Source organism: Paenochrobactrum pullorum (genome assembly GCF_041929845.1).
GTDB lineage: Bacteria > Pseudomonadota > Alphaproteobacteria > Rhizobiales > Rhizobiaceae > Paenochrobactrum > Paenochrobactrum pullorum.
In genome coordinates this window covers 897,342-910,197 of sequence record NZ_JBHEEH010000001.1, presented here as the reverse complement: position 1 = coordinate 910,197, position 12,856 = coordinate 897,342, and the positions used below count along the sequence as shown (strand labels likewise).

At 49.1% G+C, this 12,856-nt stretch carries 12 protein-coding genes; 3 read left to right on the top strand and 9 right to left on the bottom strand.

Annotation, left to right across the window (positions count from 1 at the left end):
• Nucleotides 1-116: 116 nt before the first annotated feature.
• The 4 genes from JNC77_RS04295 to JNC77_RS04280 all read right to left on the bottom strand — a co-directional run bounded on the left by JNC77_RS04295 (nt 117) and on the right by JNC77_RS04280 (nt 4,582).
• Nucleotides 117-521, bottom strand: coding sequence for an AtpZ/AtpI family protein (locus JNC77_RS04295; protein WP_374829757.1), 405 nt, complete (start codon nt 519-521; stop codon nt 117-119).
• A gap of 201 nt (nt 522-722) precedes the next feature.
• Nucleotides 723-2,015 carry a cell wall hydrolase gene (locus tag JNC77_RS04290; RefSeq protein ID WP_374829755.1) on the bottom strand — a complete coding sequence of 431 codons (1,293 nt, stop codon included), beginning with the start codon at nt 2,013-2,015 and terminating at the stop codon, nt 723-725.
• Nucleotides 2,016-2,336: 321 nt separating this feature from the next.
• A complete protein-coding gene (gene der, locus JNC77_RS04285; protein WP_374829753.1) occupies nt 2,337-3,797 on the bottom strand; it encodes a ribosome biogenesis GTPase Der in 1,461 nt (486 codons plus the stop codon).
• A gap of 113 nt (nt 3,798-3,910) precedes the next feature.
• Nucleotides 3,911-4,582, bottom strand: coding sequence for a tetratricopeptide repeat protein (locus JNC77_RS04280; protein ID WP_374829751.1), 672 nt, complete (start codon nt 4,580-4,582; stop codon nt 3,911-3,913).
• 344 nt (nt 4,583-4,926) lie between these two features.
• On the opposite strand from JNC77_RS04280, the gene JNC77_RS04275 reads away from it, so the two are divergent.
• Nucleotides 4,927-5,895, top strand: coding sequence for a polysaccharide deacetylase family protein (locus tag JNC77_RS04275; RefSeq protein ID WP_374829749.1), 969 nt, complete (start codon nt 4,927-4,929; stop codon nt 5,893-5,895).
• Between the two features lie 54 nt (nt 5,896-5,949).
• On the opposite strand, the gene JNC77_RS04270 is transcribed toward JNC77_RS04275, so the two are convergent.
• The 5 genes from JNC77_RS04270 to dsbD form a co-directional block, all read right to left on the bottom strand.
• Nucleotides 5,950-6,297 carry an ArsC family reductase gene (locus JNC77_RS04270; RefSeq protein WP_374829747.1) on the bottom strand — a complete coding sequence of 116 codons (348 nt, stop codon included), beginning with the start codon at nt 6,295-6,297 and terminating at the stop codon, nt 5,950-5,952.
• A 141-nt stretch (nt 6,298-6,438) separates the two neighbouring features.
• Nucleotides 6,439-7,050, bottom strand: a complete 612-nt coding sequence (locus JNC77_RS04265; protein ID WP_374829745.1) for a DsbA family protein — start codon at nt 7,048-7,050, stop codon at nt 6,439-6,441.
• Nucleotide 7,051: 1 nt separating this feature from the next.
• On the bottom strand, nt 7,052-7,831 hold the full coding sequence (locus tag JNC77_RS04260; RefSeq protein ID WP_374829743.1) for a L,D-transpeptidase: 780 nt from the start codon (nt 7,829-7,831) through the stop codon (nt 7,052-7,054).
• Between the two features lie 34 nt (nt 7,832-7,865).
• Nucleotides 7,866-8,663 carry a prolipoprotein diacylglyceryl transferase family protein gene (locus JNC77_RS04255; protein WP_374829741.1) on the bottom strand — a complete coding sequence of 266 codons (798 nt, stop codon included), beginning with the start codon at nt 8,661-8,663 and terminating at the stop codon, nt 7,866-7,868.
• 1 nt (nt 8,664) lies between these two features.
• Nucleotides 8,665-10,503, bottom strand: a complete 1,839-nt coding sequence (gene dsbD / locus JNC77_RS04250; protein WP_374829739.1) for a protein-disulfide reductase DsbD — start codon at nt 10,501-10,503, stop codon at nt 8,665-8,667.
• Nucleotides 10,504-10,643: 140 nt separating this feature from the next.
• On the opposite strand from dsbD, the gene JNC77_RS04245 reads away from it, so the two are divergent.
• Together JNC77_RS04245 and JNC77_RS04240 are read left to right on the top strand one after the other, a co-directional pair.
• Nucleotides 10,644-11,309, top strand: a complete 666-nt coding sequence (locus tag JNC77_RS04245; protein ID WP_374829737.1) for a response regulator — start codon at nt 10,644-10,646, stop codon at nt 11,307-11,309.
• On the top strand, nt 11,306-12,661 hold the full coding sequence (locus JNC77_RS04240; RefSeq protein ID WP_374829735.1) for an ATP-binding protein: 1,356 nt from the start codon (nt 11,306-11,308) through the stop codon (nt 12,659-12,661). The genes JNC77_RS04245 and JNC77_RS04240 overlap by 4 nt, the downstream gene beginning before the upstream one ends.
• The last annotated feature ends 195 nt before the right edge of the window (nt 12,662-12,856 follow it).

Below are 12,856 nucleotides of genomic sequence, written 5' to 3'. Positions count from 1 at the left end.
GTCCGTTGCCCGCAGGCGTTGAAGTCACCGGCTTTTTAAAAAGCCTCTCACGAAAAATGCATTACACAAGTTTCGTATTTAGTCAAAAGCGTCTTAGCAATAGCCCAAGACAATATCTATTCTTTTTCGCGCTTTTTCGCTCTTAAACTAAAGTCGTCTTTTTCAGCGACTTTACTGGAAGCGCGCAGCACATTCAGAACACCTGCTCCAAAGCCAAGCAAAAGGAAGATAATCAACCCCCAAGGCGATGTAGCAGCAACCCGGTCGATAAACCAGCCAATTAGCGCGCCTACAAGAATTCCGGCGATAAATTCGCTGGATATTTTCATGGCCTGCGCAACTTGAGCTGAGTTCTCAGATTGCCCGTCCTTTGAATTTTGTTTCTTAAGCGCCCCTTTTTTGACCAAATCGGCCTCTAGTTTGCTTAAGCGTTCTGCAAAATTCGATGAAGATGAGCTTGGCTGCCCGTCTGCTGCATCGTCAGTTCCTGATGGCGTTTTGCGGTCTTTATCGCTTGCCATAAAGAGCCTCCTTTATATGCGTAAGAGGAGAAAAAAGCTCACTTTCAAGTTGCGCGCAACATATTGGCACGCGGCCTTCTAGTCAAGGCGCAGAAACACTTCACTTTGAAGGTTTTTTATTAAATAATATCAATGACTTATCTGGCAACGTGCGATCAACATTCATAAACAGTATATTTATAGCCGCGAATCTCTTGAAAATCAGCTCCAGCCTCCATAGCGGGTACGATAAAAAATATGCAGCCCGATTTGTGCCACCTTCACCATTGTCGGCCCCCATTTGGGGCTGACATAAGTGGCATGGTAATGCGTGGCCGACCCCACTTCCGGCAACCAAATCTGACCCGCAGAAACCGTTTTTGCCACTTGCTTTGCCATCTCCCACTCAGCCTTTTCGGTCACACGATGCTTTTGTCCGTCGCATGCGAAAGAAAACTGGCAGGCATTCAACATATTCTTATTTTGATAAACGACGCCGCAGATTGTTGATGGATAAGCCGGATTTCTGACACGATTTAATACAACCTGTGCAACACCAACCTGCCCTTTAACGGTCTCGCCACGGGCTTCATAATAGATAGCCTCGGCCAAACACTGCTGCTCTTTCTTCTCAAATGCGCTCGGAGGCAAAGGTGCCGCAGCCCATGCGTGATCTTTGGGACCGATTGGCGGAACAAAACGCCCGTCAGATTCATCCGGCGTCAGAATCGTTTCAAAAGGTGAATTTCGTGCATAATCAGGTTTTACCGGCGCATAACCAAGTGCCAGAGAATCAGGCGTATCATTTGTAATAAGGCTTGCCAGCATCGTTGGTACCGGCACTTTAGGCTTAGCTACGACCGGCCGATGAAAAGCCATGGTTATGGCCACTTCTTGTCCTTCGATCGGCGATTTGTCAAAGCGCATAAGCGCATCGGTCTTTTCAGCAGGATTTGAAATCATACTGACACGATCAAACAAACTGCCTGCGCTAAAAGCACGATGCGGCGCAATTGGCGCAATCGTGACGATTCGCCCTTGCTTGTCACCGCGCACAATACGCCCCTCGTCCGGATCTGGATCATCAACACCTAGCTTGGCCTGACGATTCACGCCCCCAACGGCAACCTTGCCAATTCCTTCAACATTGACGCCAGCCGCCGCAACAGAACCAGTGATCAGTGATGCATCAACAAATTGCATTTCGGCCTTATGAACGGAGCCTGCAGGCGCAGGCGTCATATAAGCCGTCCAGCGGTTTTCGCCCTGCTCGGATGACGTGACAAGGCTTGCCATATCTTGAAAAGCAATCGCCGTAGTACTGAGAAGACTGAACGCTGCCGCCATCATGGCTGGCGCGACAATACCTCGACGTGACGGCTCAACGCGCGGATAAGCGCGCACGGAATAATAACGCCCATCCTCAGGGCAATAACCCTGAGCCGGATATTGCCACTCTGTCTGTGACAGGCCTTTGGAACGGCGGCCAAATTTCCGCAGTGACAAAAAGCGCACCGGACTCTCCACTCAATTAACACTTAACTCACTCAACTGACGCCGATAATGAAGTATTAACCTTGATGGATAGTTAACAAAATTACATTAATCTCTCGGTAATATTAGTAAATCATTTATTAAATTAAGTATATTTATTTAATTTTACATTATATGTAGTGTTTTATTTGAGTAAACTATTAAAGTAATTATAAAGTACGAAGTTTTTAAAACTATAAAAATATCGAAGAGCAATTACTAAAATTTATAAATTAAATTTAAAAACAAAAAAAGCTCCGGAAAATGATCCGGAGCTTATAACTCATTGAGAATAGCTTAAAATCAGCGCTTTTTCTTTGCCTTATGAGCATAAGGATTTTCCGATGTACGCAATGACAAACGGATTGGAACCCCCGGCATATCGAATGTGTCACGCAAACCATTAATCAAATAACGGACATAAGATTGCGGCATCACATCGGGACGCGAGCAAGAAACCACAAACCCCGGCGGGCGTGTCTTGATCTGCGTCATATATTTGATCTTCAGACGACGACCGGCAACGGCTGGCGGCGGATGATGGGTAATTACTCCTTCCAGCCAACGGTTCAGCTTACCGGTTGAAATACGACGGTTCCAGATTTCATCTGTAACCGCCACATTTTCCATCAGCTTATCAATGCCCTGCCCGCGCTCACCGGAAATCGGCACAGCACGGATACCGCGCACCTGCGGCAACAAACGGGTTGTTTTCTCGTAAAGATCAGCGAGCACCATCTGGCGGTCTTCCACCAAATCCCATTTGTTGAAAGCGATGACCGGCGCACGACCTTCACGAATGATCAGATCGGCGATCTGCAAATCCTGCTTTTCAAACGGAATAGTCGCATCAAGAACAATGATGACAACTTCCGCAAAGCGAATGGCATTGAGACCATCAGAAACCGCAAGCTTTTCGAGCTTTTCCTGTACGCGGGATTTGCGACGAAGACCGGCGGTATCAAAGAGCTTGATCTGACGTCCACGCCATTCCCAGTCGACCGAAATCGAATCACGGGTAATGCCAGCCTCGGGGCCGGTCAGCAGACGGTCTTCACCAAGCATAGTATTGATCAGTGTCGACTTACCCGCATTCGGGCGCCCGACAATGGCAATCCGCAATGGCTTGGTCGGATCATAGGACGGCACATTTTCCGCATCAGGATCTTCAATATCATCCCCAATAAGCGAGCCGACCACCGCAGGTGCAAAAGCTTCATCTGCCGCCGCGGCTGCTTCCTCTGCCTTTTGACGGGCGAAAACACGCTCTTCACCAAGTGCCTCAACAATAGCATCACGCAGATCAGCCATACCAAGACCGTGTTCAGCAGAGATCGGGCATGGATCACCAAGGCCGAGCTGATAGGCATCATAAAGACCGCCCTGGCTGTCGCGCGCTTCGGTTTTGTTCACAACCAGAATAACCGGACGGCCGGACTTGCGCACCATTTCACCAAAGGTCAAATCGGCAGGTGTCACACCGGATTTTGCATCGACAACAAACAAAATAGCGTCGGCTTCGGTTATTGCCAGTTCTGTCTGGGCACGCATACGCGCTTCCAGCGTATCATTGGCTGCATCTTCCAAACCTGCCGTATCGATAACCTGAAATCTCAGATCATAAAGTTTCGCATCATGCATCCGGCGGTCGCGCGTGACGCCCGGCAGGTCATCCACCAGCGCGAGCTTGCGCCCGACCAGTCGGTTGAACAAAGTTGACTTGCCGACATTCGGACGTCCGATAATAGCAAGAGTAAAAGACATTGAAGGGTTTTCCCCATATCGTCATAAGAGCACCTGAAAGCAAAGCCATCAGATGCCCCGTTTTTCGTTGTTTTAATACCGTCCATCAAACAGCGGCATTATTCGTAAAAATATCAACCTTCAGACAAAGTGCCTGCACCACGCATCAGATCGAGCATGGTGTTGGCGCGCTGGCGAAGATTAGGCGGTGCAAGCGCATCATCAGCATTCTGCTTGAACAGTTTGGCCGCATCTTCATTGCGCCCAGCTTTCCATGCTGCCAATGCCAATGTTTCACGCGCACTGTGACGCATCGGATTGCTGTCTGCCGACAGGGTCTCTACGCGTTTGGCCACATCATCATAAGAGCCGTTATCGACCAGAATATAAGCTGCACGCAAACGTGCCATATCACGCAAAGGTGCAGGAATTGCATTATCCTGTGAAGCCTTATCAAAAGCTTCTACGGCAGCTTTGGCATCGCCCTTTTGCAAAAGAACAGTTGCTGCACGCAGTTGCGCTAATGCCGGATAAGAACCATAGCCGGTATTTTCCAGATCATCGAGCGCGATTAAAGCCTCATCATTTTTGCCCTCAGAGGCCAGATCAAGCGCTGCCAAAAACTTGTCGCCCGAAGCAGAAGACTTGCTTGCAGTCCAGCTGGTATAGCCGACATTGGCAGCCGTTCCCAAAACAATGGCCACTGCACAACCGATAATCAATGGACCAAACCGCCGCCAGACTGCTTTTGCCTGATCGGACCGGAGTTCCTCATTTACCTCGCGAATGAAGCTATCGTCTGCCATGAACCTGCCGTCGAACCTTGAGTTTCTATTTGCTTTAATACCGATTGAGAGTAGCGGTAAAAAAGCTGATCACTTTAACTTAAATGAGCTTTTAATCGGAATTTGCAGCATTTGTAAGCCCCGACAGACAAATAAGCTGCCGCTTCCACCACAAGTCTGATTATTCTCTGATATCAATGACCTGACCTTTGCCACATTCAACATCTAGAAAACAGCCCTGTTGACCGACATCTGCATTATAAATGCGGTTATAACAACCCGTTTAAAAGAATCAGGAACACAGAAATCTTCCGTGCGTGCTTTTTATGTCCGCTATTCTGTCCGAACTATGATTGGCCTTGTTAATGCATTTTTTCAATTTTGCCGCCGCCTTTGTTTTGATTTTCAGCCAAACCGCAATGGCTGCAACAGCGGCAGAACCCAAAACCCAATATGTGCTGATTTCTTTTGATGGCGCGCATGACAATGCCTTGTGGGCGAGAAGCCGCGAATTTGCCAAGCAGACGGATGTCAAATTTACCTATTTTCTCTCCTGCGTCTTTTTATTGCAGCGCGCCGACCGCAGCCAGTATCAGCCGCCCAAATTAAAACGCGGCAGCTCCAATGTAGGCTTTGCAATGGACAAACCAGAGGTCGAAACCCGCCTTGAACATATCTGGCAGGCACATCTGGAAGGCCATGAGATTGCCAGTCACGGCTGCGGCCATTTTGACGGCAAAACATGGAGCGCCAAAGACTGGGATCAGGAGATCAACGAATTCAAACGGATCACTGCCCAAGCTTATAAAGATAATGCCATTGCCGGAGAACCGGCGGAATGGCAGGATTTTGTCACCAATAAAATTACCGGCTTTCGTGCGCCCTATTTGTCCGATGATAAACCAGTGCAGGATGCGCTGAGAAAGAACGGCTTTATTTATCAAGCATCGGGTGTTGCCAATGCTCCAGAGGGCCCGACCATCAAGCAAGGTTTGGCAACTTTCGGCCTGCCGCTTATTCCGGAAGGGCCATCCAAGCGCCCCGTTATCGCGATGGACTATAATTTATATGTGCGCCACTCCAAGGGTAAAGAGCAGCCGCAACAATCCGCCGCCTTTGAAGAGCGCAGCTATCAGGCTTTCAAAAGAGCTTTTGAAAAACAATATAATGGCAAACGCGCACCGTTTCAGATGGGCTTTCATTTTGTGCTGATGAATGATGGCGCTTATTGGCGCGCTATGGAGCGTCTGGCACGCGAGGTTTGCGACAAGCCGGATGTAAAATGCACCAGCTATCAAAATTATCTGGCGGAAACCTCGGCACTTTCCCGCTAGCAACACATAAGAAGAGCGGCTATCCAACCAGCCACTCTTCTTATACTGCACATCTTATTTGAAAAACTCTTCGTAAAGCTCAGGCTTGAAGCCGACAATAATCTGATCGTCTTTAATCAAAACCGGACGCTTGATCATCGATGGTTGTGCCAGCATCAAATGAATTGCTTTTTGCTCGTTCAAATCAGCGCGGTCTTCTTCAGGTAATTTGCGAAAAGTGGTACCGGCACGGTTCAGAAGTTTTTCCCAACCAACCTGGCTTGCCCATTGCTTGAGATCAGCCTCAGCGACACCTTCTTTTTTATAATCGTGAAATTTATAGTCGATGCCCACACTCTCCAGCCAATTGAAGGCCTTGCGCATCGTATCGCAGCTTTTAATCCCATAAATTGTCACGCTCATCGCTTAACTCTCTGATTCATTTCACTACACATAGACTTCTAAAGCATCGGCACATTGAAATGAACCGCAAGCTTTACCAAAATAGGAAGGCAGGCGTTCCACACACCTGCCTTTTTAAGTCTTCGCCTGACTTGCAAGGAATCAGCCGGCGCGCGCCATTTTAATGGCTTCGATCAAATCTTTTTCCTTCATCACACCACCATATAAACGGGTGCCGATCACGAAAGACGGTGTGCCGCCAAAGTTAAAGGCATCACCCTGCGCCATATTGCGCTGCAAAATACCGTCGATCTTGCTGGCATGTTTTTTATAGGTGGCTTCAAGCTTTGCCGGATCGAGGCCACCCTTTTTCAAAGCTGCATCCACCTGCTCTTTGGTCAGGCGACCGGGTGTTTTCATCAAGGCTTCCATCGCCTTCACATATTGGCCGTTTTCTTCTGCTGCCAAAACAAGATTTGCGGCATAAGTGGAAGTCTCACCAAAGATCACCCAGTCTTTCATGACAAGGCGGACATTGCCGTCACGTTTCACCACATCCAGCAATTCACCATGCCCTTTTTTGCAATAAGGGCACTGATAATCGAAAAATTCCACAATTGTGACATCGCCTTTAGGGTTTCCCAGTACGGGAATTTCCGGATCATAGAGCACATCATTGACGCTTGGCATATTCTGGGCAAAAGCTGCCGTCCCAAGCATCATGCCCGCAGTGCCAGCAACGGAAGCTGCTAAAATCTGACGTCGGTTCAACATATCAAAATTCTCCTTTTCCGGATTCCTGCTGGTTCAGCACCACCACTTTGGAGCCTGCCGGTACGCGCTTGTGCAGATCAAGAATATCTTGGTTGAACAGGCGGATACAGCCGGATGATGCAGCCTTGCCGACTGTCCATGGCTGGTTCGTGCCATGGATGCGATAAAGTGTATCTTGCCCGTTGCGGTGCAAATAAAGGGCACGCGCACCAAGTGGATTGCTGACGCCACCTTCCAACCCGCTGGCATATTTTGCGTAATGTTCAGGATTACGCTTGATCATATTTTGTGTTGGCGTCCAGCGCGGCCATGAGGCTTTGCGCGCAATATCTGCTGTGCCGGAAAATGCTAAACCTGCGCGCCCCACACCGACGGCATAACGCATGGCGCGATCATTCGGCATCACCAGATAAAGATGCCGTTTGTAAGGATCGACAATCACTGTACCAACCGGATGCGAGGTTTTATAATTAACCTCCTGACGCAGATTGCGCTTTTCAACCTTGAAAACATCAATCGCCGGAATGATTTTGCCATTGTCGTTAACGGCCGCATACATTTTCTCATAACCGCTTAATTCAACAGTTTTCGGCTCTTCCTTAGGCTTGGCAGCTTCAACCGGTGTAACAGGTGCCGTCAAAGGCACGGCAACTGTTGCACCGGCTGTGGTTGCAGGCTTGGTGGTGTTGCAGGCGGCGAGCAACAAAGGCAAAACGCCCAGCACCAACAAACGTCCGGCCATATTTCCGGTGTAGTTTTTGATATGTGAAGTGATTGTCACAGTGATGTCCTTCATTCTGTGCTTATTTTCAGCTTTAGTTGCTGAGGCGATTGATATTTGATTGCAATGTTTCGCGCGATATTTCGCCAAGATGTGCAGATTTTAATATTCCGTCGGCACTGATAAATAGGGTTGCAGGTAAACCGGGTGCCCCGTAATGGCGCGATAGATCAGAAAACTGATCGATAATAATTTGTGGCAACTCTATCTTATGTTGCTGCAAATATTTCTCGATTGCAGCCTGCCCCTCGCCTTGATTGGCAAAGATAAATTCTGCCTGATCACTATTGGCGGCCAGATCCGCCATCATCGGCATTTCGCGGCGGCATGGCGGGCACCAGCTTGCCCAGAGATTAACCACCAGTGGTTTGCCACTCGTCTGGCCAAAGCTGAATTCTTGCGCTTGCATAGTTTGGAAACTTTGCGGCGGCAAGGCAATGGCTTGCGTTGCACCAGTTAAAATGCCGATACCATTCCAAACAAAGACCGCACATGCCACCGGCACCAGTGCCCAAAAGCGCAAGACCATTGATGGCAATGCAAACACAATCGCCAGCACAATCGCAACAGCTGCACCGGGCCAATAAAAGCCACCCTGCCAAAGCGCAAAAATCCGCATTGGCTCTTGAGAGAAACTCTCCCAGTTTAAAACAACATGGCCAAGACGCGCTCCAACCACCGCGCCAATCAGTACAATCCATGACCAGCGATTAAAGCGCTGATCGACTTTGCTGCTCATCACGCCGGTGATGATCAAAAAGGCAGCCATTGCCAGCACCACTGCAAAGCGGCTGCCATCCATCACCAAAGGCCCCATCGACACAGCATTCATATCAGGCACCGCCTGCTTTGGCAGCAGAACTGGTCAATGTTGATGTGGTAACATTACCAACCAGACGCGTATCAGCCACTTCTTTTGATTGCTCATTAAAGAAAATCATTGTCGGAGGCCCCGCGACGCGAAGCTGGCGCATCAGCTTGTCATTTTCAGGCGTCACATCGGACAAATCCACTTTGACCAAATCAAAATCGGTCAGACCACGACGCACAGCCATATCGGTCAAAACCGAGCGTTCGATTGTGTGGCAAGCCACGCACCAGTCGGCGGTAAAATATACCAGTGTCGGGCGCTCCTGCTTAGCCTGCTGCAAATTGGTCTGCAACTGCTGTGATGAACCGACATTGGCAAAGTGCAATGCCGGAACAGAGGCACCTGATTGTCCGCCGGAAGCGACAAGCGGCGCCAAAGGTTTCAACGGATCAACACCCCCCAGAGAAGCACCAAGCATGAGGATGGCACCATAGACCACGGCCGTCGTTGCAGCCGTGCGTGCAATCACACGGAAACCAATGCGGTGCCATTCTTTGGCAAACAGATAGGCTGAGAACGCAAAGAGCAAGATCGCCCACAAGAACAGATCAGCGCCCAGTGGCAATAAAGGTACCGCCATCCAAATGGATGTTGCGAGAAAGCCAAAACCAAACAAGGTTTTGACATTTTCCATCCAGCCACCGGCACGCGGCAAAACTGAACTGCCGAAAGTGGCTAGAATGATCAGCGGAATTCCCTTACCGAGGCCGAGCGCAAAAAGTGCCGCAGCGCCCAAACTTACATTGGCGGTCTGCGCAATATAAAGCAGCGCACCAGCCAAAGGTGCGGTGACACAAGGCCCGACAATCAAAACAGAGCTAAAACCCAGCACGGCAGCAGAGCCAAGCGAGCCCTTGCCGCTACCGGTGCGGCGGCTGACAGCACTCATCCAGCTGCTTGGGAGTTGCAACTCATAAAGCCCAAACATTGAAAGCGCCAGAACGACGAAGACTATGGCAACGGCCAGTGCCAGCCAAGGCGACTGCAAAGCCATTTGCAAATTTTGCCCCGACCATCCGGCCACTGCCCCGATCAATGCAAAGCCCAATGCCAGCGCCACCACATAAGTCGAGGTCAGCAAGAAGCCGCGCATTGGGGTAAGCTTGTCGCCTTCCCGCGCCAAAGTACCTGCCACGATCGGATACATCGGAAAAACACATGGGGTGAATGCCAGCAAAATACCAAAGGCCAGAAAGCTCAACAGCAAGAAACCAGTCCCGCCACGCTCCAGCAATGACTGGATCATGCCTTTGTCTTGGGTAATCTGAAAAGTATCGGTTGAGGCAGAGGCTGGCGCAGTTGAACTGGTTACAACAGGCGCATTATTTACAGGCGCTTCCATTTTCCATTGCACCGCAGCAGAAGAGGAAGATTGCGCGACACCTCCACCAAACGGATTGCTGGCAGCCAATGTTAGCGGATCAATGGTGCGGGTTTCCGGACGATAGCAAATACCGTCATTCTGGCAGCCCTGATAAGTCAATGTCACCGGTTGATCATTTTTCAGATCGAACGAAACAGTGGTGCGATTGAAATAAACCTGCATCGCGCCAAAGGTCGGGTCATCTTTCATGATGCCTTCAGGCGCATCAATGACCAGCTTGTTGCCTTGTATATCAGTTGCTTCAATATGATCTTTATAAAGATAATAGCCATCATGAATATTCCAGCTGACAACCAGTTTGTGATCGTCAGCACTCAATATCTGCAAACGAAATGCTTCATCCACCGGCAGTGGCGATGCTGTTGCATTGATAACGGATGATATTAACATCATTAATATCACTGTTAGCAGTCTCATAAATCGGCTCCGGTCATGTAATAATAAAATAATTGATTTGGTTCCATGAGCAATCAATGAAACATACACCTTAAGCCAGCCTTAAGATAAGCCTGCAACATTAGGAATAGTAAAAGTTTAAAAAGTAACGGGTTTTATATATGCGCATCTTGGTGGTCGAGGATGATCCCATTCTTATGGACGGTTTGAGCGTCGGGCTCAACATTGCCGGTTTTACCGTTGATGCAGTCGCCAGCTGCGAAGATGCTTATAGCGCCATCGCCTCGCAAAACTATGATGCACTGGTGCTTGATCTGATGCTGCCGGATGGTTCGGGATTGGATATATTGGCGCAGCTCAGACGCAACAAAAATGACCTGCCTGTGCTTCTGCTTACTGCGCGCGACCAGATTGCCGACCGTATCGCAGGTCTAGATGCCGGTGCTGATGATTATGTCGGCAAGCCTTTTGATCTGGATGAACTGGCCGCACGTATACGCGCCATTGCGCGGCGCAGCAATGGCCGCTCATCGGGCAAAATCGAGTGGCAGGATGTGGTGCTTGATCCGGCACAGATGACCGTTCACCGCGGAGATATTTTACTTAAATTCACCCGCCGCGAATTTGCGGTGTTACGCGCATTGATGGAGCGCCCCAATGCAACCTTTTCCAAAACAGCGCTTGAGGAAGCGCTTTATGGCTGGCAGGAGGAAGTGGAGAGCAATGCCGTTGAAGTGCACATCCATCATCTTCGTGCCAAATTAGGAGCCAAATTCATCAAGACCGTGCGCGGTCTTGGCTACAGATTGTCAGAACAAGAACTATGAGTTCCATCCGCAAACGCCTGATTACCATTCTTATCGGCACCACCTGCCTTGTCTGGTTGTTTGCCGTCGGCTGGATTTATCTCAGCACACAGGCAGAAGTGAAAAAAGTGCTTGATGCGCGCTTGATGGAATCTGCCCATATGGTCAATTCTCTTCTCACCGACCGGCGGGTTGAAGTGGGCGATGAAGGCGGCATCGGGCAATTTACCCCAAAACCCATTCCGGATTTTCCAAATTACGACCGGCAATTATTCTGCCAGATTTGGTCACTTGACGGCAATCTGGTCGGACGCTCGGCCAGCGCTCCCAAAGATATGCTGACTAAAACCAGCAACGGTTTTTCCAATACGGTTGTATCGGGTTCCACTTGGCGCGTTTATACTATTGAAAACACCCAGCTTGGCATGCGCATTATGGTGGGCGATAATATGAGCGTGCGTAACAGTTTGGTGCGCGATGTTATCACCGGTTTGCTATTACCCGCACTGTTGATTTTCCCGTTTCTGGCAGGGTTGATCTGGATTAGCGTGCGGCGCGGTCTATTACCGTTGAGCACCCTTGCTTCAACTTTGTCAAAACGCTCAGCCGACGATTTAAGCCCGCTGGAAGAAAGCAACCTGCCTAGCGAAATCGCACCGGCTGTTAATGCGCTGAACGGCCTATTCAACCGTGTCGAAGAAGCCCGTGAACGTGAAAAAAGCTTTGCGATTTTTGCCGCGCATGAACTCAAGACACCTTTGGCAGGACTTAAAACGCAAGCTCATATTGCCATGAACAGCAAAGATGAGCACGTACGTGACAATGCAATGCGCCAGATCTCCACCGGTGTCGAGCGAACCACCAGACTGGTCAAACAACTGCTTGATCTGGCTTCACTGGAAACCGATGAGGAACCGGTTAAACCGACAAAAGAATATGCCGGAAAACTGATGCATTTGATTGCACAAGATTTGCGTTTGCTAACACAGCCTAAAAAAATCATCATCCAAATTGATGAACCGTGCGAAAATTTGAAAATCAAAGATGCGCAACTCTTCACACTGGCTCTGCGTAATATTTTGGAAAATGCCGTCAACCACTCCCCTGAAGGCGCAAAGATCTATTGCTCCTGCAAAAGGGAAGCGGACAAGGTATCGATCATCGTCGAGGATGAAGGTCCCGGCATTCCAGCAGACGAGCTACCGCATATCAGCGAGAGGTTTTTTCGCGGGCGTTATAAATCTGAAAACGGCAGCGGATTAGGGCTGGCAATCGTGCAGGCTGCTGCCAAGCGCATGCATGCGACGGTGCATTTTATCAACCGTGAGGCGAGTGGAGTGAAAGTTCTGCTGGAAATGCCGATCATCCATTAATAACTGTTTGATTTTACTCGGGAGAGCTGTGTTTTGCTGCTTATACACAAAAAAACACCTCTTACATATTGTCGCAGACATAGCGATAAATGAATATGCAACACTGCAATTTAAATCATAATCCTACAAACTTAGTAGCAATTATTATGATGAAACCAGAAAATCGAATATAACGACATGCTAAAATAAAAATAG